The 20,797-nt window shown below is 59.1% G+C and carries 20 protein-coding genes; 8 read left to right on the top strand and 12 right to left on the bottom strand.

What is annotated here, in order from left to right; genetic code table 11:
* Window positions 1–42 precede the first annotated feature (42 nt).
* On the top strand, window positions 43–1,164 hold the full coding sequence (locus KGA83_RS12450) for a beta-ketoacyl-ACP synthase III (protein ID WP_108218546.1): 1,122 nt from the start codon (window positions 43–45) through the stop codon (window positions 1,162–1,164).
* Window positions 1,165–1,391: 227 nt separating this feature from the next.
* Here KGA83_RS12450 and KGA83_RS12445 read toward each other — a convergent pair whose 3' ends face one another.
* Entirely contained in the window at window positions 1,392–2,723 is a 1,332-nt protein-coding gene (locus tag KGA83_RS12445; RefSeq protein WP_108218547.1) for a putative porin, read from the bottom strand.
* Window positions 2,724–3,003: 280 nt separating this feature from the next.
* On the opposite strand from KGA83_RS12445, the gene KGA83_RS12440 reads away from it, so the two are divergent.
* Window positions 3,004–4,128, top strand: coding sequence for a GNAT family N-acetyltransferase (locus tag KGA83_RS12440; protein WP_115948143.1), 1,125 nt, complete (start codon window positions 3,004–3,006; stop codon window positions 4,126–4,128).
* Between the two features lie 11 nt (window positions 4,129–4,139).
* On the opposite strand, the gene aqpZ is transcribed toward KGA83_RS12440, so the two are convergent.
* The 5 genes from aqpZ to KGA83_RS12415 all read right to left on the bottom strand — a co-directional run bounded on the left by aqpZ (window position 4,140) and on the right by KGA83_RS12415 (window position 9,362).
* A complete protein-coding gene (gene aqpZ, locus KGA83_RS12435; protein WP_108218548.1) occupies window positions 4,140–4,838 on the bottom strand; it encodes an aquaporin Z in 699 nt (232 codons plus the stop codon).
* A gap of 295 nt (window positions 4,839–5,133) precedes the next feature.
* Window positions 5,134–6,966 carry an ABC transporter ATP-binding protein gene (locus KGA83_RS12430; RefSeq protein ID WP_108218549.1) on the bottom strand — a complete coding sequence of 611 codons (1,833 nt, stop codon included), beginning with the start codon at window positions 6,964–6,966 and terminating at the stop codon, window positions 5,134–5,136.
* Window positions 6,967–7,059: 93 nt separating this feature from the next.
* Window positions 7,060–7,617: a peptidylprolyl isomerase gene (locus KGA83_RS12425; protein ID WP_223529831.1), complete on the bottom strand. Its 558-nt coding sequence runs from the start codon at window positions 7,615–7,617 to the stop codon at window positions 7,060–7,062.
* A gap of 3 nt (window positions 7,618–7,620) precedes the next feature.
* Window positions 7,621–8,424, bottom strand: coding sequence for an alpha/beta fold hydrolase (locus KGA83_RS12420; protein ID WP_108218551.1), 804 nt, complete (start codon window positions 8,422–8,424; stop codon window positions 7,621–7,623).
* A 14-nt stretch (window positions 8,425–8,438) separates the two neighbouring features.
* The gene (locus KGA83_RS12415; protein ID WP_008018223.1) at window positions 8,439–9,362 is read right to left on the bottom strand and encodes a LysR family transcriptional regulator; all 924 of its coding nucleotides are present in this window, start codon (window positions 9,360–9,362) and stop codon (window positions 8,439–8,441) included.
* 49 nt (window positions 9,363–9,411) lie between these two features.
* Between KGA83_RS12415 and KGA83_RS12410 the strand changes: the two genes are divergently transcribed.
* The 3 genes from KGA83_RS12410 to KGA83_RS12400 all read left to right on the top strand — a co-directional run bounded on the left by KGA83_RS12410 (window position 9,412) and on the right by KGA83_RS12400 (window position 11,666).
* The gene (locus tag KGA83_RS12410) at window positions 9,412–9,726 is read left to right on the top strand and encodes a 3-phosphoglycerate kinase (protein ID WP_108218552.1); all 315 of its coding nucleotides are present in this window, start codon (window positions 9,412–9,414) and stop codon (window positions 9,724–9,726) included.
* Window positions 9,727–9,907: 181 nt separating this feature from the next.
* Window positions 9,908–10,507 carry an FMN-dependent NADH-azoreductase gene (locus tag KGA83_RS12405; protein WP_108218553.1) on the top strand — a complete coding sequence of 200 codons (600 nt, stop codon included), beginning with the start codon at window positions 9,908–9,910 and terminating at the stop codon, window positions 10,505–10,507.
* Window positions 10,508–10,799: 292 nt separating this feature from the next.
* The gene (locus KGA83_RS12400) at window positions 10,800–11,666 is read left to right on the top strand and encodes a carboxylate/amino acid/amine transporter (RefSeq protein ID WP_223529829.1); all 867 of its coding nucleotides are present in this window, start codon (window positions 10,800–10,802) and stop codon (window positions 11,664–11,666) included.
* A 135-nt stretch (window positions 11,667–11,801) separates the two neighbouring features.
* Here the strand turns inward: KGA83_RS12400 and KGA83_RS12395 are convergent, their stop codons facing one another.
* Window positions 11,802–12,689, bottom strand: coding sequence for a LysR family transcriptional regulator (locus tag KGA83_RS12395; protein WP_108218555.1), 888 nt, complete (start codon window positions 12,687–12,689; stop codon window positions 11,802–11,804).
* 158 nt (window positions 12,690–12,847) lie between these two features.
* Here KGA83_RS12395 and KGA83_RS12390 point away from each other — a divergent pair, with 158 nt between their 5' ends.
* Window positions 12,848–13,492, top strand: coding sequence for a hydrolase (locus tag KGA83_RS12390; RefSeq protein ID WP_108218556.1), 645 nt, complete (start codon window positions 12,848–12,850; stop codon window positions 13,490–13,492).
* A gap of 134 nt (window positions 13,493–13,626) precedes the next feature.
* Here KGA83_RS12390 and KGA83_RS12385 read toward each other — a convergent pair whose 3' ends face one another.
* Window positions 13,627–14,925: a mechanosensitive ion channel family protein gene (locus tag KGA83_RS12385; protein ID WP_108218557.1), complete on the bottom strand. Its 1,299-nt coding sequence runs from the start codon at window positions 14,923–14,925 to the stop codon at window positions 13,627–13,629.
* Window positions 14,926–15,118: 193 nt separating this feature from the next.
* On the opposite strand from KGA83_RS12385, the gene KGA83_RS12380 reads away from it, so the two are divergent.
* The gene (locus KGA83_RS12380) at window positions 15,119–16,459 is read left to right on the top strand and encodes a DEAD/DEAH box helicase (protein WP_108218558.1); all 1,341 of its coding nucleotides are present in this window, start codon (window positions 15,119–15,121) and stop codon (window positions 16,457–16,459) included.
* 160 nt (window positions 16,460–16,619) lie between these two features.
* Here the strand turns inward: KGA83_RS12380 and KGA83_RS12375 are convergent, their stop codons facing one another.
* The 4 genes from KGA83_RS12375 to KGA83_RS12360 form a co-directional block, all read right to left on the bottom strand.
* Window positions 16,620–17,354, bottom strand: coding sequence for a DUF899 domain-containing protein (locus tag KGA83_RS12375; RefSeq protein WP_108218559.1), 735 nt, complete (start codon window positions 17,352–17,354; stop codon window positions 16,620–16,622).
* 155 nt (window positions 17,355–17,509) lie between these two features.
* Entirely contained in the window at window positions 17,510–18,379 is an 870-nt protein-coding gene (locus tag KGA83_RS12370) for a DUF6279 family lipoprotein (protein WP_108218560.1), read from the bottom strand.
* A gap of 77 nt (window positions 18,380–18,456) precedes the next feature.
* Window positions 18,457–19,179 carry a TorF family putative porin gene (locus KGA83_RS12365; RefSeq protein ID WP_223529827.1) on the bottom strand — a complete coding sequence of 241 codons (723 nt, stop codon included), beginning with the start codon at window positions 19,177–19,179 and terminating at the stop codon, window positions 18,457–18,459.
* A gap of 207 nt (window positions 19,180–19,386) precedes the next feature.
* The gene (locus KGA83_RS12360; protein ID WP_015096330.1) at window positions 19,387–19,575 is read right to left on the bottom strand and encodes a hypothetical protein; all 189 of its coding nucleotides are present in this window, start codon (window positions 19,573–19,575) and stop codon (window positions 19,387–19,389) included.
* A 351-nt stretch (window positions 19,576–19,926) separates the two neighbouring features.
* On the opposite strand from KGA83_RS12360, the gene KGA83_RS12355 reads away from it, so the two are divergent.
* A complete protein-coding gene (locus KGA83_RS12355) occupies window positions 19,927–20,763 on the top strand; it encodes a S1 RNA-binding domain-containing protein (protein WP_108218562.1) in 837 nt (278 codons plus the stop codon).
* The last annotated feature ends 34 nt before the right edge of the window (window positions 20,764–20,797 follow it).

Below are 20,797 nucleotides of genomic sequence, written 5' to 3'. Positions count from 1 at the left end.
CGGTGCCAATGCTTTCTGCCTGAACAGATTAGAGACACGACCATGCATAACGTCGTCATCAGCGGCACCGGCCTGTACACCCCGGCCAACAGCATTTCCAATGAAGAGCTGGTGCAGTCTTTCAATACTTACGTCGCGCAATTCAACGCCGACAACGCCGATGCCATTGCGCGCGGTGAAGTGCAGGCATTGACCGAATCCAGCGTAGCGTTCATCGAAAAAGCTTCCGGCATCAAGAGCCGCTTTGTCATGGACAAGGAAGGCATCCTCGACCCGCAACGCATGGCTCCACGCCTGCCTGAGCGCTCCAACGACGAGTGGTCGGTGCTCTGCCAGATGGCCATCGGCGCGGCCGAACAAGCCTTGCAGCGTGCCGGCAAGACCGCAGCGGACATCGACGGCGTGATCGTCGCCTGCTCCAACCTGCAACGTGCTTACCCGGCCATTGCCATCGAAGTCCAGGAAGCGCTGGGCATCCAGGGTTTCGGTTTCGACATGAACGTGGCGTGTTCCTCGGCGACCTTCGGTATCCAGACCGCCGCCAACAGCGTGCAACTGGGCCAGGCGCGGGCAGTCCTGATGGTCAACCCGGAAGTCTGCACCGGACACCTGAACTTCCGCGACCGTGACAGCCACTTCATCTTCGGCGATGCCGCCACCGCGGTGATCATCGAACGTGCTGACCTTGCGACGTCCAGGTACCAGTTCGACATCGTCAGTACCAAGCTGCTGACCAAGTTCTCCAACAACATCCGCAACAACTTCGGCTTCCTCAACCGCGCGGCGGAAGAGGGCATCGGTGCCAGGGACAAACTGTTCGTGCAGGAAGGCCGCAAGGTGTTCCGTGACGTTTGCCCGATGGTGGCCGAGCTGGTCGCAACGCATCTGGAAGAGAACCAGCTCAACGTCAGCGACGTGAAGCGCTTCTGGCTGCACCAGGCCAACCTGAGCATGAACCACCTGATCGTCAAGAAACTGCTGGGCCGCGACGCTACCGAACAGGAAGCGCCGGTGATTCTCGATACCTACGCCAATACCAGCTCCGCCGGCTCCGTGATTGCGTTCCACAAGAACCAGGACGATCTGGCCGCCGGTTCGCTGGCCGTGCTCAGCTCGTTCGGCGCCGGTTATTCGATAGGTAGCGTGTTGCTGCGCAAATTGTAGGATGTAGGAGCGAGCTTGCTCGCGAAGAACTCAGAGACGCTGCGTTCATCCAGATTGCACGCGTTATCGTTGACGACCTTCGCGAGCAAGCTCGCTCCTACAAGGGAGGGTTGGCAAAAACGAACAGCCCGGCGTTGATGCATCGGAGGATGATGGGGACCGATGCACCAACGCCAGGCTGTAAAAGCGGCCCGGGCTTCCTTGTCCGGGTCGTGTAGCGGGGTGAATCAGAACTTGGCTTCGGCATCCAGTTGCAGGGTGTTGATGTCCGAATCCTTCTTGTTGATGTTGGCGTTGGTCTGGTCCGAGGTCGCCATGAAGTAGGTCGCGCCCAGGGCGAAGTTCTTGTCCAGATCGTAGCTCACTTTCAGCTTGCTGCCGCGCGAACCGGTGAATCCGTTGGCGAAGTCAGAGTCGGTGAAGGCGCCAACCACAGCGTTACGCTGCACGTCGCGGTAGTTGTAGTCCACGTTGAAGCCGTAGAGCCTGGACTTCACACCGGCCAGCCAGCCGGTGTCCTGGTCGTTGCTGGCATCGGTGTTGTTGACGTACTGACCGTAGATCGACAGCGGGACTGGCAGGTTGCTGAAGTCCAGTTGACCAAAGCCTTCGTACAGTTTGAAGGTTTCGCCCGGGCTGTTGCCGTTGACGGCCAGGGCGCATGGCGTGGTAACGGTGCCGGAGGTAGGGCAGGCACTGCTGCTGTCGTTGTCGTAGGAGTAGATACTGCCGCCCAGCGTCATTTTCATGCTGTCGGTGATGGCGAAGCGACCACCCAATTGACCCGCGTACAGACGCAGGTCGTGCTTGAACTGCACGCCTTCGCCGTCGACGTTGTCCTTGAGGGTGTAGTGACCGGCACTACCGAACAGCTCGGTGCTGCCGCTCAGCGGGTACTTGTAGGTGACGGCCAGGCCTTCCGGGTTGATGTCGCTATCCCAGATGATGTCGCCCATGCTCACCCATTGTTGCGGCATCTTGCCGCCAACCAGGTGAAGGTTCTTGATTGCGTCCGGGTGGTAGTCGATGTAACCCTGGTCCAGCCAGATCTGCTTCTTGTCGAAGTAGTTGTTCAGGTCCTGGTTGGTCGAGCGAGCGTCGTCGTTGCTGCCAGTGGCGATACGGATGCCGGTATCGACCTGCGGGTTGATTTCGCTGTAGGCACCCAGGCGGGCACGAATGCGCTGACGGTCCTGGTCCTTGTTGTTTGGCACGCCATCGTTGTGCACGGTTTCTTCACGGAAGCGCACGTCACCCTTGAACTGGGTCTTGGCGGCCCATGCCAGCTTCTGGTCAAAGGTGCTCAGTGCGTCGGTTTTCTTCGCGGTGGCCGCGATTTGTTCGTTAGTCTCTTGCTGAGCCTGACGGGCGATCTGCTGGTCTTTCTGATCCCTGGCCAGCTCGGCTTGCAGTTCGCTGTACTGCGCGTTGGTGATCGAGCCGTTAGCCTTGAGCATATCGAGCAGTTTGGCGTCGACTGCGGCACTGGCCGGAACACTCATGGCCAGCAGCAGGCCACCGCACAAGGCCGCCGCAGTTTTCGTGGAAGCAAGACGCATATCAATCTCCGAAGATGAGAGCGGATGACAGAGCCATCCGGGACACAACCGACCGTTAGGGGCGGAAAACAGTGACCGGGTATAACCCGGCGCTCTAAAAACAGGCGCCAGTATCGCGATGGTTTATGACAGAGCAGTGGCACTGTGATGTCATGTCGATGACGATACAAAGCCGTCGTGAACTATTGAGTTAGAGCGCTGTCGTCGGTTTGCTCGTGTGCAATGCAGAGCGATAGGCGATACTCGCGGGGCTTTCACGCCATGAAGAGTGAGGATGGTGATGCCGTTGCAACGTCTGCAAAAACTGTCAGAAATCGCCCCGCAAACGTGGGACGCACTGGTGCCCGAGACTCAGCCTTTTCTGCGTCACGCCTTTTTGAGCGCACTGGAAGACAGCGGCAGCGTCGGACCCCATACCGGCTGGCAGCCCGAGCATTTATTGCACGTCGAAGGGGATCGACTGATCGCCGCGCTCCCCGGATACCGCAAGTGGCATTCCTATGGCGAGTACGTGTTCGATCATGCCTGGGCCGATGCCTGCGAACGTGCAGGCATCGATTACTATCCCAAGCTGTTGACGGCTGTGCCGTTCAGTCCCGTCAGCGGGCCGCGGCTGTTGGCGGCCACGGTCGAAGACGGTTTCGAGTTATTGAAAAGCCTGCCGGGCTACCTTGAACTCGAAGGGCTCTCCAGCGCCCACATCAACTTCACCGATCCGTTCACCGACGCGGCACTGAGCGAGCAACCGGGCTGGCTGCAGCGCGTTGGCTGTCAATACCACTGGCAGAATCGCGGCTACCGGGATTTCCAAGACTTCCTCGATGCGCTCAGTTCGCGCAAGCGTAAACAGATGCGCAAGGAGCGCGAGCAGGTGGCCGGGCAGGGCTTCGAGTTTGAGTGGCTTGAAGGGCGGGAGCTGAGTCAGGCGCAATGGGATTTCGTCTATGCCTGCTACGCCAATACCTATGCGGTGCGCCGGCAAGCGCCGTATTTGACGCGGGGGTTTTTCAGCCTGTTGGCCGAACGCATGCCGGAGTCGATTCGCGTGGTGCTGGCCAAACAAGGTTCACGGCCAGTGGCGATGGCGTTCAGTCTGGTGGGGGGTGACCGCTTTTATGGCCGTTACTGGGGATGCCTGGCGGAGTTCGATCGCCTGCATTTCGAGACCTGTTTCTATCAAGGCATGGACTATGCCATCGCCAACGGTTTCCAGCGTTTCGATGCCGGAGCCCAGGGCGAGCACAAACTGATTCGTGGATTCGAGCCAGTCATTACCCATTCCTGGCACTACTTGCGGCATCCCGGATTGAAAGCGGCGGTGAAAGACTTTCTGGAGCAGGAGCGCCTGGGAGTGTTGGCCTATGCAGAGGAGGCGAAGTCAGCCTTGCCTTATCGACAAGGCTGATCTTCAGCGTTTCAGTTTTCTTCTTTGCCCAGCCAGCGATACAACACCCCGCCGAGCACTGCGCCGAGCAGCGGTGCGACCCAGAACATCCACAATTGTTGAATCGCCCAGCCACCAACGATCAGCGCCGGGCCGGTGCTGCGTGCCGGGTTGACCGAGGTGTTGGTGACCGGGATCGAGATCAGGTGGATGAGCGTCAGCCCCAGGCCGATGGCAATCGGTGCCAGGCCTGCCGGTGCACGTTTGTCGGTGGCACCGAGGATGATCAGGATGAACATCGCCGTCATCACCAGTTCACAGACAAACCCTGCCGCCATCGAATAGCCGCCAGGCGAGTGTTCGCCATAGCCGTTGGACGCCAGGCCTCCTGCCAGTTCGAAACCGGGTTTACCGCTGGCAATGAAGTACAGCAGGGTAGCTGCAATCACGCCGCCAATGACCTGGGCGACGATGTAGGCCGGCAATTCCTTGGCCGCAAAGCGCCCACCCACCACTAGGCCGAGGGACACCGCAGGATTGAGATGACAGCCGGAAATATGGCCGATGGCGAAAGCCATGGTCAGCACGGTCAGGCCAAATGCGAAGGACACCCCGAGCAGGCCGATCCCGACATCCGGAAAAGCCGCCGCCAGCACCGCACTGCCGCAACCACCCAACACCAGCCAGAACGTACCTGCCAACTCAGTCGCCGAACGTTTTAACAGAGACATAAGAGAGTGTCCTTTCGAGATTATGCTGCCTTTAGCATCCAGCCGATGGACTGCAGAACCACCTCCAGAACGTCGAAGTCAGTACAGCACGGTTTTTTCAGAATTCCAGCAGGCATAAAAAACCGCCAGGCCCCGTTGTTGGCGGGGCCTGAGGTTTTCTAAAATCTTTCAGCTGTAGGAGCGAGCTTGCTCGCGATGGTCGTCAACGATAATGCTGAGAGCCTGACACCGCGCGGCGTTCTTTGATCCATCGCGAGCAAACTCGCTCCTACAGGTAATGTAGCCATCCTGAGGATCAATCGATCCCGACAAACCCACCGGTCTGGTGTTGCCACAGCCGCGCATACAAACCGCCATGGGCCAGCAGTTCGGCATGGCTGCCGGTTTCGGCGATCTTGCCGTTTTCCAGCACCACCAGCCGGTCCATCCGGGCGATGGTCGAGAGCCGGTGAGCGATGGCGATCACGGTTTTGCCCTGCATCAGGGTTTCGAGGCTTTCCTGGATCGCCGCTTCGACTTCCGAATCCAGTGCCGAGGTAGCCTCGTCCATGATCAGGATCGGCGCGTCCTTGAGCAGCACTCGGGCAATGGCGATGCGCTGGCGCTGGCCGCCGGAGAGTTTCACCCCGCGCTCACCGACGTGGGCATCGAAACCGGTGCGGCCTTCGGCGTCCGACAGTGAAGGAATGAAGCCATCAGCCCGGGCCTTGTGCACCGCTTCCCAGAGTTGCGCGTCGGTGGCGTCGGGCTTGCCATACAGCAGGTTGTCGCGGATCGAGCGGTGCAGCAGCGACGTGTCCTGGGTGATCATGCCGATGCGTTCGCGCAGGCTTTCCTGGCTGACGTCGGCGATATTCTGGCCGTCGATCAGGATGCGTCCGCCTTCGACGTCGTACAGGCGCAGCAGCAGGTTCACCAGGGTCGATTTTCCGGCACCGGACGGGCCGATCAGGCCGATTTTTTCACCGGCCTTGATGGTCAGGTTGAGGTCACCGATGATCCCGCTCCGCTTGCCGTAGTGGAAGTCCACCTGTTCGAAGCGCACTTCGCCACGGGCCACCGCCAGGGGTTTGGCCTGGTCGCGGTCGGTAACGGAGACCGGTTGCGAAATGGTCTGCAGACCGTCCTGCACCATGCCGATGTTTTCGAAAATGCCGGTGACCACCCACATGATCCAGCCGGACATGTTGACGATGCGGATCACCAGGCCAGTGGCCAGGGCGATGGCACCCACGCTGATCAACGACTGGGTCCACAGCCACAGGGCCAGGCCGGTGGTGCAGACGATCAGCAAGCCGTTCATGCTGGTGATGGCCACGTCCATGCTGGTGACCACGCGGCCGGCCAGTTGCGCCTTCTCGGTCTGTTCCTTGATCGCTTCGCGGGCGTACTGCTGCTCGAAGTTGGTGTGGGCGAACAGCTTCAGGGTGGTGATGTTGGTGTAGCCGTCGACAATCCGCCCCATGAGTTTGGAGCGCGCATCGGACGCCACCACCGAGCGATCCTTGACCCGTGGCACGAAGTAGCAGAGGGCACCGATGAAGGCGAAGATCCAGGTCAGCAGCGGGATTATCAGGCGCCAGTCGGCTTCGGCGAACAGCACCAGGGAGCTGATGGCGTAGATCAACACATGCCACAACGCATCCACCGCTTGCACGGCGGAATCGCGCAGTGAGTTGCCGGTTTGCATGATGCGTTGGGCGATGCGCCCGGCGAAGTCGTTCTGGAAGAAATTCAGGCTCTGCTTGAGCACGTAGCTGTGGTTCTGCCAGCGGATCATGCTGGTCATGCTGGGACTCAGGGTCTGGTGCACCAGCAGGTCATGCAGGCCCACGAAAATGGGGCGCAGCACCAGCGCAACCACCACCATCCAGCTCAGTTCGAGGGCATGATCCTGGAACAGACTGACGTTCGGCGTGCCTTGGGCCAGGTCGATGATGCGGCTCAGGTAGCTGAACAATGCCACTTCGATCAAGGCACCCATCAGGCCGACGATCAGCAGGGCGGCGAAGCTCGGCCAGACCTGCTTGAGGTAATACGTGTAAAAGGGGAAAACCCGGTCCGGCGGAGACGCCGTCGGGGCTTCACGGAAAACATCGATCAGTTTTTCAAAACGGCGATAAAGCATGTTTTTTTCGCCCGCGAACGGGCTCTCCTTTAAACGGTTTGAGCGTTGCCGGCAAAGCCGGCAACGGCTCGGACATCCTTGTCCAGCTTAGTCTCAGTCGATGCGCTTGGCCGACTTGATGAACACCGGGTCGGCCGGTACGTCCTTCATGCCGCTACGAACGGTGGTTGGCGAATTGACGATGATATCGACCACGTCCATGCCTTTGACCACTTTGCCGAACACCGCGTAGCCGTCGCCCTGGTCAAGGAAGTCGTTGTCCTTGACGTTGATGAAGAACTGGCTGGTGGCCGAGTCAGGCACCGAGGTACGGGCCATGGACAAGGTGCCACGCACGTTGACCAGGCCGTTCTTGTGCTCGTTCTTGATCGGGTCCTTGGTGTCTTTTTGCTGCATGGCCTGGGTGAAGCCGCCGCCCTGGACCATGAAACCCGGAATCACCCGGTGGAAAATCGTGTTGTTGTAGAAGCCGCTGTCGACGTACTCAAGGAAGTTCCTGGTACTGATCGGGGCCTTGACCGGGTCCAGTTCGATTTCGATCTGGCCATTGGTGGTGTCCAGCAGCACATGCGGGGCCTTTTCCGGCGTCGCGGCCATCAGGTTGGCGGCAAACAGGACGGTGCCTGCGGCGAGGGCGATTTTTTTCAGCATGGGTCAGTGATCCTGAGTGGTGGTGTCGACTGTGGTCAGAAATTCCAGCAGCGTCTGGTTGAAGTGTTCCGGCTGGTCCAGCGGCGTGGCGTGGCGGGAATCGGCGATCACCACCAGCCGCGCGTCGGGCAGCAGTTTGACGTAGTTTTCCTTCAGCGCCACCGGTGTGTAGTCACGGTCGGCACTGACGATGAGGGTTGGACAGGTGACCTTCGAAAGTCGTTCCTGAACCCCCCAGCCGACAATGGCATTGAAGCTGGCGAGATAAGCATGTTTATCGTTTTTTGCCCAGCGTTCGGCCATCTTTTGTCGCAAGTCGGCCTGCTCGGGCTTGGGGAACAACTTGCCGCCCAGCGCCTTGCCGATGGTGCCCAGGCTAAGGGCGCGCATCAGGCTCCAGCGCTTGAACCACTGCCAGTAGTCATCGCGGCTGCGCAGTTTGACCTCGGGCGCGCTGTTGACGATGCACAGGCTCTTGAGCAGTTGCGGCTGATCCACGCCCAACTGGAAGCCGATCATGCCGCCCATCGACAGGCCGACATAATGTGCCGGGCCGAGATTGAGGTGCTCGATCAGTGCAATCAGGTCAGCGCTGAATCCGGCAATGCTGTAGCGCTCCCGGGGTTTGTCCGAACGGCCGTGACCGCGCACATCCGGGACAATCACCCGGTAGCGGGTGGCCAGTGCCGGGATCTGTTTTTCCCAGTCCAGCGTGCTGGAACCCAGACCGTGGACCAGCAGCAGCGGCGTGCCGTGGCCATATTCCTCATAGTGCAGGTTGCAACCTTCGTGTTCGAAATAGGCCATGCATACACTCCGTGTCAGGCTTGTTCGGGGGCGGCGAACGGTGCGTCCAGTGGTGCGGTGTCAAACGTACGCAGCAGTTCGATGAGAATCTGCGTAGCTGGCCCGAGCGGTTTGTCCTTGTTCGAATACAGGTAAAAACTCGGGTTGCGGCTACCGCCCTGATCCAACGGTAGCAGCTTGAGCGTACCTTCCTTGAGTTCCCGTTCGATCATGTGTCGGGGCAACCACGCAAACCCCAGACCGCTGCTGACGAAGGTTGCGGCGGTGGCCAGGCTGCCGACGGTCCAGCGCTGTTCGGCACCGAGCCAGCCGACGTCCCGTGGTTGCTGGCGCCCGGAGTCGCGGATCACCACTTGCATCTGGCTTTCCAGGTCCTGGAAGCTCAGTTCGCGGTTGAGGCGGTGCAGGGGATGCTCCGGATGGGCGACCGCCACGAACTCGACGTCGCTCAATTCCGCGCCCAGGTAACCGGGAATGCTGAACCCGGTGATGGCCAGGTCGGCCACGCCTTCGAGCAGGACTTCCTCCACGCCCGACAGCACTTCTTCACGCAGACGCACCCGGCAGCCACGGCTTTGCGGCATGAACGCGGTCAAGGCGCGGACGAGGCGGGCGCTTGGGTAAGCGGCATCGACCACCAGGCGCACTTCGGCTTCCCAGCCCTGCTCCATGTGATGGGCCAGGTCTTCCAGCTGACTGGCCTGTTTCACCAATTGCCGGGAACGGCGCAACAGCACGCCGCCGGCTTCGGTCAGCACGGCTTTGCGCCCGTCGATGCGCAGCAACGGCACGCCGAGCTGATCCTGCATGCGTGCCACGGTGTAGCTGACCGACGATTGCGAGCGATGCAGTGCCTCGGCGGCCTGGGCGAAACCACCGTGATCGACCACGGCTTGCAGCGTTCGCCATTGATCAAGGGTCACGCGGGGCGCTTTCATGTGGAGCTCCTCTTGTCCTAAGCTGGCAGCCCTTACTGGAGGCTGCTGAATGAAAAAATTCTGTTGTGTGCTGCTGGCGCTGCTGCCGCTGACGGCGATGGCTTACCCGATCGACGTGAAGAAAGACCTCAACGGCATGAAGATCGATTACCAGACCTACGACACGGATAGCGACATCGGCTCCATTCAGGTGGCCAACTACGGTGACGTCGATGCGAGCTGCAAGGCCGTTTTCATCAATGGCCCTGAAGCTCCGCGCACCCGCAAGATCGACGTACCGGCCGGCAAGCACAAAAATGCGACCGTCAAATTCACCCGCAGCATCATCAAGCTGCGCATCGAGCTGACCTGCACCCCGAAATGACCTCGATCTTCTGTGGGAGCGAGGCCCCTCGCCACAGGGCTCGCTCCCACAGGGGGCAATGTTTGCTTATAAACGAATTTATTGATGGGTTATAGCAATTATTTGCGCTTTTTCATCGATATGACTCTGTTTAACCTTCACTCCATCGACCTACAGCATTCTCAGATGGAGGCTACATCCCATGTCCCGCGTTCTGATCATCGAAAGCAGTGCCCGTCAGCAAGACTCGGTTTCCCGTCAACTGACCCAGACCTTCATCAGCCAGTGGAAAGCCGCTCACCCGAATGACCAGATCACCATCCGGGACCTGGCCGTCAAACCGGTGCCGCACCTGGACATCAACCTGCTGGGTGGCTGGATGAAACCCGCCGAGCAGCGCAGCGACATCGAACAGGCGTCCCTGGAACGCTCCAACCAGTTGACCGACGAATTGCTCGCCGCCGATGTACTGGTGATGGCCGCACCGATGTACAACTTCGCCATCCCCAGCACCCTGAAAGCCTGGCTCGACCATGTACTGCGGGCCGGCGTGACCTTCAAGTACACCGAAACCGGCCCGCAAGGCCTGCTCAGCGGCAAGCGTGCCTATGTGTTGACGGCCCGCGGCGGCATCTATGCCGGCAGCACCGCCGATCACCAGGAACCCTACCTGCGTCAGGTCATGGGCTTTATCGGCATCCACGACGTGACGTTCATCCACGCCGAAGGCATGAACCTGGGCGGTGACTTCCAGGAGAAAGGCCTGAACCAGGCGAACGCCAAGCTCTCGCAAGTGGCCTGACCGGTTAATCGCCAGATAATCGCTGGATGGTCTAGTGACCTGGCGCAACCCTTCAAGCCTGTACGCGCATCGAACCTCCCTTCGCACTTGTTGCTCCTGAGTGCTCTTGCCCGATTGAACGCTTTAGCGAGATCGGGCTTTTTTTTGCCTGCGATTTTATAGACACCCATGTAACCCTGTGGGAGCGAGCCCCCTCGCCACAGGGCTCGCTCTCACAGGTTTTGTGTTGGTTTAGCGATCGCGATAAAGGGCAAAAACCGCTATCGTCGCCGCCATTCGAAATGAGGCGAGCATGGGCTATCTACTTTTTGTCACGCTGATCCAGGCGTTTTCCTTCAGTTTGATTGGCGAATACCTGGCCGGTCATGTCGACAGCTATTTTGCAGTCTTGGTACGCGTACTGCTGGCGGGGCTGGTGTTCATCCCGCTGACCCGCTGGCGCTCGGTTGAGCCGGCATTCATGCGTGGCATGTTGCTGATCGGCGCGTTGCAGTTTGGCGTGACCTACGTCTGCCTGTACCTGAGCTTTCGTGTACTGACGGTGCCGGAAGTGTTGTTGTTCACTATCCTCACGCCGCTGCACGTGACCCTGATCGAAGATGCACTCAACCGTCGCTTCAATCCCTGGGCCCTGGTCGCGGCGCTGGTGGCGGTGGCGGGGGCGGCGGTGATTCGCTTTGACCGGATCAATCCGGACTTCCTCATGGGTTTCCTGTTGCTGCAACTGGCCAACTTCACCTACGCCGCTGGCCAGGTGCTGTACAAACACCTGGTCGCGCGCCACCCGAGCAACCTGCCGCATTACCGTCGCTTCGGCTACTTCTACCTCGGCGCGCTGGCGGTGGTGTTGCCGGCGTTTCTACTATTCGGCAAACAGAACTTCCTGCCTGAAGCGCCGCTGCAATGGGGCGTGCTGCTGTTCCTCGGCCTGGTCTCGACCGCTTTGGGGCTCTACTGGTGGAACAAGGGTGCATGTATGGTCAGCGGCGGGACTCTGGCGGTGATGAACAACCTGCATGTGCCGGTGGGGTTGCTGATCAATCTGCTGATCTGGAACCAGCATGAAGAACTGGGGCGGTTGTTTCTCGGCGGTTCGGTGATTTTGTTGGCGGTGTGGATCAGTCGGTTGGGTATGCGCAAACCTCTGGCCGCTCTCTGAACCCTGGATAAACCGATATCCCTGTAGGAGCGAGCCTGCTCGCGATTGCGGAGTATCAGCCGACGATGATGTTGCCTGATCCACCGCTATCGCGAGCAGGCTCGCTCCTACAAGGGATTGCGTGATCTCCGAAAATCACTTCGGCGCCAGTTGCCCTACCAGAAACTCGATAAACGCCCGGGTCTTCTGCGGCACCCGCCGCGCCGACGAATACACCGCGTTGATGGTGATCGCCGGAGCCTGCCATTCGCACAGCACCGGCACCAGCCGCCCGGCCGCCAGCGCATCTTCGACGATGAAGTCAGGCAGCAGGGCGATGCCCATGCCGGCTTCGGCAGCCTGGGCGAGCAGGTCGCCATTATTGGCGTGCAATGGACCGGTGACGTTCACACGCTGGGTTTCCTTGCCATTGCACAGTTGCAAGCTGACACCGCTCTGTAGATACCCGTAGTTCAGGCATTGATGGGCGCGCAGATCCTGCGGAGTCTGCGGAACGCCCGCGCGTTCGAGATAAGCCGGGGACGCCACCATGATGCGCGGTGCGGGCGCCAGTTGCCGGGCGATCATCGTCGAGTCGGGCATGCTGGCGATGCGGATGGTCACGTCAAACCCGCCCCGCACGGGATCGACCTGCTGGTCGCTGAGCACCAGTTGCAGCTCGATGTTCGGGTGCTGTTCATGAAACAGCGGAATCAACGGCCCCAGCCGCCGAAGACCGAACGACATCGGCGCATTGACCCGCAATACACCGCGTAACTCGCCGATGCCGTCACGGGCGCGTTGCTCGGCCTCGTCCAGTGCCGCCAACACTTCCCGTGCTGCATCGAAATACTCGGCCCCGGCCTCGGTCAGGTGCAGGCTGCGGGTGGTGCGTTGCAGCAATTGCACGCCAATGGCTTCTTCCAGCGCCTGAATCTGTTTACTGACTTTCGAGCGCGGCACGTCCATGGCCCGGGCGGCTGCGGCGAAGCCGTTCTCGCCGACCGTGACGACGAAGGCGCGCATGCATTCGATGCGATCCATATTGTCCCTATTTTAGAATCAATGATTCTCTATTTTAGGTAATTGTCCCTTTTATCGCCAGCCCCTAAAGTGACATCCAAGCCGACAACAACGCCGCTGAAGGCAGCGTCGACTAACCCCTTACCCATTCGAAGTATCGACATCAAAAGGAACGCGCCATGTCTATTCGTGAACTGCTCAACCCAACCAACTCCGCCCTGATCCTGATCGACCACCAGCCGCAAATGGCATTCGGCGTTCAGTCCATCGATCGTCAGACCCTGAAGAACAACACTGTTGGCCTGGCCAAGGCGGCGAAGATCTTCAACGTACCGACGATCTACACCTCGGTCGAAACCGAAAGCTTCAGCGGCTACATCTGGCCCGAATTGCTGGCCGTGCACCCGGAGCAAAAACCGATCGAGCGCACCTCGATGAACTCCTGGGAAGACAAGGCACTGGTAGACGCGGTGAAAGCCACCGGGCGCAAAAAGCTGATCATCGCCGCGCTGTGGACCGAGGTCTGCCTGACTTTCCCGGCACTGGAAGCCCTGGCTGAAGGCTATGAGGTGTACATCGTCACCGACGCCTCCGGCGGCACCAGCAAGGAAGCCCACGACATGTCGGTGCAACGGATGATTCAGGCCGGCGCGGTACCGGTGACCTGGCAGCAAGTGTTGCTCGAATACCAACGTGACTGGGCGCACAAGGATACTTACGAGGCGGTGATGGAACTGGTGCTGGAACACAGCGGCGCGTACGGCATGGGCGTGGATTACGCCTACACCATGGTGCACAAGGCACCGCAGCGGCAGGTCAAGTAATCCGCAAATTCTGAAATGGATGTAGCCCCTGTAGGAGCGAGCCTGCTCGCGATAGCGGACTGTCAGACGACTCATATGTTGACTGACACGCCCTCATCGCGAGCAGGCTCGCTCCCACATTTGTTTTTGTGGTGTTACATCCTGCGTTTTTCGGCTTCGGGAAGATGGCTCACGCCCAGCACCGCCGGCAATATTCCCGCACGCAAATCCGATCCGCTCGGCTGCTGATAAAGACTCAACCCGAACTCCGGCAGCACCGCCAACAGGTAGTCGAAAATATCCCCCTGGATCCGCTCGTAGTCGGCCCACGCCGTGGTGCGGGTGAAACAGTAGATTTCCAGCGGAATACCCTGGGCCGTTGTCTGCATCTGACGCACCATGCAGGTCATGTTCGGCTGGATCTCCGCGTGACTCTTCAGATAGGCCAGCGCGTAGGCGCGCAAAGTGCCGATATTGGTCATCCGCCGGCGGTTGGCGGACATGGCCGCGACGTTGCCCTGGGCTTCGTTCCAGGCCTTGAGTTCGGCCTGTTTGCGGGTCATGTAGTCGGTGAGCAAGTGCACCTGGGACAGCTTCTGCTCTTCGTCGTCACGCAGAAAGCGTACGCCGCTGGCGTCGATGAACAGGCTGCGTTTGATCCGGCGACCACCGGAAGCCTGCATGCCGCGCCAGTTCTTGAATGACTCGGACATCAGGCGCCAGGTCGGGATCGAGACGATGGTCTTGTCGAAGTTCTGCACCTTGACCGTGTGCAGCGTGATGTCCACCACATCGCCATCGGCACCGACCTGGGGCATCTCGATCCAGTCGCCGACCCGCAGCATGTCGTTGCTGGTCAACTGCACGCTGGCGACGAACGACAGCAGGGTGTCCTTGTAGACCAGCAGAATCACCGCCGACATGGCACCCAGACCCGAGAGCAGCAACAGCGGAGAGCGGTCGATCAGCGTGGCGACGATGATGATCGCGCCAAACACGTACAACACCATTTTCGCCAATTGCACATAGCCTTTGATCGAACGGGTGCGGGCGTGCTCGGTGCGGGCGTAGATGTCCAGCAGGGCATTGAGCAGGGCGCTGACCGACAGCAGCAGAAACAGCAAGGTGAAGGACAGCGCGACGTTGCCGAGGAAATTCAGACTGGTCTTGCTCAGATCCGGCACCAGATTGAGACCGAACTGGATCACCAGCGAAGGCGTGATCTGCGCCAGGCGATGGAACACCTTGTTCTGCAGGAAATCATTGATCCAGTGCAAGGTCGGCTGGCGGCCGAGCATTTTCGTCGCGTGCAGAATGAGGTAGCGCGCCACCCGTCCGAGGAACAGGGCAATCGCCAACAGCAGCAACAGCGACAGGCTGGAGTGCACGAGCGGGTGCTGGTCGAGGGCACCCCAAAGGTCCAGGACGTTGGTCCAGAGCTGTTTGATATCCATGGTCGAAAACGATTCTTCTGTAAGGCGCGAGAGGGGGATTAGAGCATTTAAGACGCGTTGTATTACGTTTCGGGAAAAATCAGGCAACAAAAAACCAACTGTTTAGCGCCATTTGTATAAAGAAACTCGGCCTGAGCGCTCGAAACCGTTACCCTATGCAGCTGTTTTTTTGCATTTCTTCGAGGTAGCACCCGTGTTTTCCCAATTCGCCCTGCACGAACGCCTGCTCAAAGCCGTGGCCGAGCTGAAATTTGTCGAGCCAACGCCTGTGCAAGCCGCGGCCATCCCGCTGGCGCTCCAGGGGCGTGACCTGCGGGTGACGGCGCAAACCGGTAGCGGCAAAACCGCTGCATTCGTTTTGCCCATCCTCAACCGTCTGATCGGCCCGGCGAAAATCCGCGTCAGCATCAAGACCCTGATCCTGCTGCCGACCCGCGAACTGGCCCAGCAGACCCTGAAAGAAGTTGAACGCTTCTCGCAGTTCACCTTCATCAAGTCCGGCCTGATCACCGGCGGCGAAGACTTCAAAGTCCAGGCCGCGATGCTGCGCAAGGTGCCGGACATCCTGATCGGTACGCCGGGCCGGATGATCGAGCAACTGAACGCAGGCAACCTCGACTTGAAAGAAGTTGAAGTACTGGTGCTCGACGAAGCCGACCGCATGCTCGACATGGGCTTCGCCGAAGACGTTCAGCGTCTGGTGGAAGAGTGCACCAACCGTCAGCAGACCATGCTGTTCTCTGCTACCACCGGTGGTTCGGGTCTGCGCGAGATGATCGCCAAGGTCCTGAACAACCCCGAGCACTTGCAGCTCAATGCGGTCAGCCAGCTGAACGACACCACCCGCCAGCAAATCATTACCGCTGACCACAATCAGCACAAAGAACAGATCGTCAACTGGCTGCTGGCCAACGAGACCTACCAGAAGGCCATCGTCTTCACCAACACCCGAGCCATGGCCGACCGCATCTACGGTCGCTTGGTAGCGCAGGAATACAAAGCGTTCGTGCTGCACGGCGAGAAAGACCAGAAGGATCGCAAACTGGCGATCGACCGCCTGAAGCAGGGCGGCGTGAAAATCCTCGTGGCCACCGACGTCGCCGCCCGCGGTCTGGACGTGGACGGTCTGGACCTGGTGATCAACTTCGACATGCCGCGCAGCGGCGACGAATATGTGCACCGCATCGGTCGTACCGGTCGCGCCGGTAACGATGGCCTGGCGATCTCGCTGATCTGCCACGGCGACTGGAACCTGATGTCGAGCATCGAGCGCTACCTCAAGCAGAGCTTCGAGCGTCGTACCATCAAGGAAGTCAAAGGCACCTACGGCGGACCGAAAAAGGTCAAGGCCTCGGGCAAGGCCGTCGGCGTGAAGAAGAAAAAGACCGACGCCAAGGGCGACAAGAAGAAAACCGCCGCCAAGACCCCGACCAAGCGCAAGAGCGCCAACCGGCCGAAGAGCGATTCGCTGGTCAGCAAGGACGGCATGGCCCCGCTCAAGCGCCGCAAGCCGGAAGCACCGGCGGCTGAGTAAGCCGTTGTCGTGACTCAAAAAAAACCGGACTGATGTCCGGTTTTTTTATGTGCGCCCAGCCCGCTCCCACAGGTGCCTGGTGTGAACACATATCTTGTGTACGACACAATACCTGTGGGAGCGTGGCTTGCCCGCGAAGGTCGTGCCTCAGTGCCTGGGGCTAACCCCCATGACAGCAGCTCGACTGCTCCTGTTCCTCATATTTGTCGTGATGCCGCACCCACTCCATGATCTCCTCTTCGTTGCGGCCCTTGGGCGTCAGGTCAAGGTAGTTGTAGGCGCCGACCAGCATGTCCAGGCCCCGGGCATAGGTGGAGTAGGTATGGAAAACTTCCCCGGCGTCATTGCGATAAAACACGCTGAGGCCGGGGAGTTCTTCCTCGGATCCGTCGGTTTTTTCGTAGTTGTACATAGCGGTTCCGGCGGCGGCGTCTTCGGCTCGGGCACTGACGCCAAAGTCGTAATTGAAATCAGAACCTGCTGACGACACCCAGTCGAACTTCCAGCCCATGCGCCGCTTGAACGCCTGGAATTCGGCGAACGGTGCGTGGGAAACCGCCACGACCGCAATGTCGTGGTGGGCCAGGTGCTGGTTGGCGCCGTCGATGTGATCGGAGAGGAACGAGCAGCCAGAGCAACCTTCGTCCCAGCCTTTGCCAAACATGAAGTGGTAGATGACCAATTGACTGCGTCCGCCAAACAGGTCCGCCAGTTTCAGTTCGCCGTTGGGCCCCTGGAAGCGGTAGTCCTTGTCGATTTTCACCCAGGGCAGAGCGCGGCGTTCGGCGCTGAGTCTGTCCCTTTCCTTGGTAAAGGCTTTTTCGTGGGCAAGGTGCTGTTTGCGTGCGACGAGCCATTCTTCCCGCGACACGACGGGATGATTCTGAATGTTCATGATGTTTTCTCCTGCGTGGGGCGGGGAGGTGACTTACACAGCCTAGTCGTTTGGCTTGCGTGGAATTCGACATACCGCCGGTCAGTCGTCAGCAGAAGCCCGGCTGAAGGTTTCACCTCAACCATAGGATCGCCCACAGAGGAATTGTGTGGGGCTTAACTTTGTTTCAGCGTTTTTAAACACTTCAAGTCGCTGAAATCCTTCCTTACCCGCTCGATTTTTTTCAGCAAACGCTCACGCTGGTCCGGCGTGCTTTCAGCCATCAGATCCACGAACAGCGAGCGCGCCTGGGCTTCGGTGTTGGCGAAGGCCTGACGATAGGCGGGTGTCCACAAACTCTCGCGATTGACCAAAAGTGTCTCGATCCGTTGTGGGAATTGTGGACTCTGGCGTTGCGCAACGGCTGCGCTGAACTGCTTCTGCCAATGGATACGGTTGGCAATCCACTGGGAGTTCTGGTTGCCCAAGGCGTTGGACCAGGTGGCGACTCGCTGTTGCTGAGAAATGCTCAAAGGCCCGAGCCAGTCGTTCAGGCGCTTCTCCATGCGCGCGCCGCGCTCCTTGATCTGCTGGTCGAGGGAAGGCTTGAGGTATTCCTCCTGGCGTTTGCGCTGATCCCTGGCAAAGGCTTGGTTCATTTCGGCGACTTGTTTGTCATCCAGCCCTTGCAGCAACTCGATGGCCGACGGGGTGATTTCCCGTGCGATCTCGGCGATCGCCTGTTCGGCTTCACGGGCGCGGGCCTGCAAGGCGGCATCGGTGACCTGGTTGGTGGCGATCATGGTTTGCAGGCGGTCCAGCCAGTCGAGGTAGCCGGGCAATTGGGTGGTGCAGTGCCAGCTCAGGTGTTCCTTCAGGCGTTCGTTCAGCCAGCTCTTTTGCTCGCCGTTCATGTCCAGGTAGTCGCTGAGCGTCCACGGGATGATCACATCGAGATTGCGGTAGGCCAGGCCCACGCGGCTGCACGCGCCGAGGGCGAGGGCAATGGTCAACACAACCGCGATATATTTGAACCAGCGGGACATGGGCGAATCCTTGCGAAAGCCAGCTTTCGGGGGCTGATTCTCATGTGAACCCGGGAGGAGTCCGGCAGTTCAGCCGATCAATAGAACGCGTGTTCGGCCTTGAGCGTCACCAGCCCGTCGCACTGGCTGTTGTGCCCGGCATAGGCCGAGCAACCGCTGCCGCTCAGGCTGGAGTCACTGTAGATCAGGTCGAGGTCGATGCCCATGAACGGGCGGGACAATTTCAGCGACCAATCGGTAAAACTGCCTACATTCCCTCCATCCACCGCCACTGGCGTATTGAATTGGTGGGTGGTGTATTTCAGGCTGATGCCGACACCGAACGGTTGATTGCCGCTCAAGTCAGCGAACAGGGTGTTGTTCTGTTTGTCTGGGTCATTGCTGAAGGCGATACCGAAACGGCTGCCAAGCAAGGTCAGGCCGCCGAACAGTTCCTGGCTGTCAGGGGGCGTGACTTCGGGGTAGCTGTAGCGGATCAGGCCCACTTCGTAGCCGAGGGTTTGGTCGAAGGGTTGTTTAAAGCCCATGTAGGAATCGAGCTCGAGGTTTTTCCCCGGGCTGATGCCCATGCTGGGCGACCATTGGCCCACGTAGAAACCGCTGTCGTGGCTCAGGTCCAGGCCACCGTGGAACGAGCCGACAGCCGAAGGTTTGACCAGGCCCTGGGCCATGCTGCGGGTGGGGGTGGTGCCGAGCTTGAGGTCGAAGGTACCCAGTTCACGCTGAAAGATTTGTGCGTGTGCTACGGAGCATGCCAGCAGGCTGGCGAGTAATGCCGATAGATAGAAAGGTTTGAACATGCGTCACTCCATGAACAGCGAGGACAGGCTGGTGAGCCCGCTGAAACGCTTGATCCAGACGTGTGCAAGGATACCGGCGAATGATCGGCAATGAAGGCCGTTCGTCGATTTCTAAACGATTTGAAAGGGGGGGCGGGGGAGTATCGAGAGTTCCAGTCCAAGCGCTTCGAAGCTCAAAGCGCTTTGGGACCAGGTGACGCGAGGGAATTACTTTTTGCCCAGGGTGATCTGCTTGGACGGGCCGAATGTCTGGCCGCTGACGCCTTTGGCAATTTGCTGGATTTCACCGCCGGACTTGAGGAACGCAGCGATCTGGCTGTTGATCGATTCGCTGGTTTCGACGGCTGGAGCTGGCTTTGCTTTGCTGGTGGATGCTTTTACACGCATGGCGGCCATTAACCTGTAGAAAATTAACTTGGCCAGGCATCGTACAGGAATTACCTGATAATTGCTTGGCAAATATCCCCTCGCCATAATTGTGAGGTCGGGGTAATCAGGCATCGGCCAGTATTCGAAATAGGCGTCTAAGCCGCTGTTTTAACTAAGAACATTGCCTGAAAAAATACCACGTTACGCTGGCCTGGGCATGGCGTAAATCCCCGGATCGGTCTGACGAGCGGCCAGGTGCTCGATGCGAGCCCCGGAAAATCAAGGTCTTCAGAGGAATTTCTCGTACCACCGGGCCGGGTGCCGAACGCGGCGCCTAAAACCGGGTAGAATGCCGCCCACGCAATGAGGGTATTGGACATGGCTTTAGTCGGGCGTTACAACAGTTTGCAAGTGGTTAAACACACTAACTTCGGTTTATATCTGGACGGTGGTGCGGATGGCGAAATCCTTCTGCCTAATCGTTATATTCCAAAAGATACTCCTAGCGAAGATGAAGACTGGCTCAACGTTTTTATTTATCTGGACAGCGATGACAAACTCATCGCAACTACTGAAAAACCGAAAGTTCAAGTCGGTGAATTCGCCAGTTTGAAAGTTGTTGAAGTCAACAGCATCGGCGTATTCCTGGACTGGGGGTTGCCGAAAGACCTGTTGCTGCCGTTCTCCGAAGAGAAGCGTCAGATGACGGCAGGCGAGTATGTGGTGGTGCACGTCTATCTCGACAAGCACACCCGTCGCATCACCGCGACCGCGCGCCTGGATCGCTACCTGGACAAGACCCCGGCCAATTACACCGCGGGTCAGGAAGTGGATCTGCTGGTGGCCGAAGCGACGGACATGGGTTTCAAGGCCATCATCAACAACAAGCATTGGGGCCTGATCCACAAGAACGAAATCTTCAAGTTCATGCGCGCCGGTAAAGAAGAGAAGGGCTTCATCAAGGAAGTTCGCGCCGACGGCAAGATCAGCCTGAGCCTGCAGCCGGTCGGCCAGGAAGCGGCCACCAGCCTGAACTCGAAGATCCTCGCCAGGTTGCGTGAAAACAACGGCAGCCTGGCGGTCAGCGACAAGAGCGATCCAGCGTTGATCAGCAGTCTTTTTGGTGTCAGCAAGGGCAACTTCAAGAAGGCCATTGGTGCGTTGTACAAGAATGGCCAGATTGTCATTCATGCCGATCGCATCGAGCTCAGTTGATTCCACTTGCCATGGATTGTGTCTTCGAGGTGTT

This window comes from Pseudomonas sp. GL-R-19 (assembly GCF_019956375.1).
GTDB lineage: Bacteria > Pseudomonadota > Gammaproteobacteria > Pseudomonadales > Pseudomonadaceae > Aquipseudomonas.
Note: the sequence above shows the minus strand (reverse complement) of the source record. Positions and strands in the feature narration are given on the sequence as shown.

What these genes read in the sequence shown, in the direction of transcription:
- KGA83_RS12385 (WP_108218557.1), bottom strand. Translation starts at nt 14,925, where the DNA reads ATGGATATCAAACAGCTCTGGACCAACGTCCTGGACCTTTGGGGTGCC.
- KGA83_RS12410 (WP_108218552.1), top strand. Translation starts at nt 9,412, where the DNA reads ATGAAAAAATTCTGTTGTGTGCTGCTGGCGCTGCTGCCGCTGACGGCG.
- KGA83_RS12430 (WP_108218549.1), bottom strand. Translation starts at nt 6,966, where the DNA reads ATGCTTTATCGCCGTTTTGAAAAACTGATCGATGTTTTCCGTGAAGCC.
- KGA83_RS12450 (WP_108218546.1), top strand. Translation starts at nt 43, where the DNA reads ATGCATAACGTCGTCATCAGCGGCACCGGCCTGTACACCCCGGCCAAC.
- KGA83_RS12365 (WP_223529827.1), bottom strand. Translation starts at nt 19,179, where the DNA reads ATGTTCAAACCTTTCTATCTATCGGCATTACTCGCCAGCCTGCTGGCA.
- KGA83_RS12425 (WP_223529831.1), bottom strand. Translation starts at nt 7,617, where the DNA reads ATGCTGAAAAAAATCGCCCTCGCCGCAGGCACCGTCCTGTTTGCCGCC.
- aqpZ (WP_108218548.1), bottom strand. Translation starts at nt 4,838, where the DNA reads ATGTCTCTGTTAAAACGTTCGGCGACTGAGTTGGCAGGTACGTTCTGG.
- KGA83_RS12400 (WP_223529829.1), top strand. Translation starts at nt 10,800, where the DNA reads ATGGGCTATCTACTTTTTGTCACGCTGATCCAGGCGTTTTCCTTCAGT.
- KGA83_RS12390 (WP_108218556.1), top strand. Translation starts at nt 12,848, where the DNA reads ATGTCTATTCGTGAACTGCTCAACCCAACCAACTCCGCCCTGATCCTG.
- KGA83_RS12355 (WP_108218562.1), top strand. Translation starts at nt 19,927, where the DNA reads ATGGCTTTAGTCGGGCGTTACAACAGTTTGCAAGTGGTTAAACACACT.
- KGA83_RS12360 (WP_015096330.1), bottom strand. Translation starts at nt 19,575, where the DNA reads ATGGCCGCCATGCGTGTAAAAGCATCCACCAGCAAAGCAAAGCCAGCT.
- KGA83_RS12370 (WP_108218560.1), bottom strand. Translation starts at nt 18,379, where the DNA reads ATGTCCCGCTGGTTCAAATATATCGCGGTTGTGTTGACCATTGCCCTC.
- KGA83_RS12405 (WP_108218553.1), top strand. Translation starts at nt 9,908, where the DNA reads ATGTCCCGCGTTCTGATCATCGAAAGCAGTGCCCGTCAGCAAGACTCG.
- KGA83_RS12415 (WP_008018223.1), bottom strand. Translation starts at nt 9,362, where the DNA reads ATGAAAGCGCCCCGCGTGACCCTTGATCAATGGCGAACGCTGCAAGCC.
- KGA83_RS12375 (WP_108218559.1), bottom strand. Translation starts at nt 17,354, where the DNA reads ATGAACATTCAGAATCATCCCGTCGTGTCGCGGGAAGAATGGCTCGTC.
- KGA83_RS12440 (WP_115948143.1), top strand. Translation starts at nt 3,004, where the DNA reads ATGCCGTTGCAACGTCTGCAAAAACTGTCAGAAATCGCCCCGCAAACG.
- KGA83_RS12395 (WP_108218555.1), bottom strand. Translation starts at nt 12,689, where the DNA reads ATGGATCGCATCGAATGCATGCGCGCCTTCGTCGTCACGGTCGGCGAG.
- KGA83_RS12445 (WP_108218547.1), bottom strand. Translation starts at nt 2,723, where the DNA reads ATGCGTCTTGCTTCCACGAAAACTGCGGCGGCCTTGTGCGGTGGCCTG.
- KGA83_RS12420 (WP_108218551.1), bottom strand. Translation starts at nt 8,424, where the DNA reads ATGGCCTATTTCGAACACGAAGGTTGCAACCTGCACTATGAGGAATAT.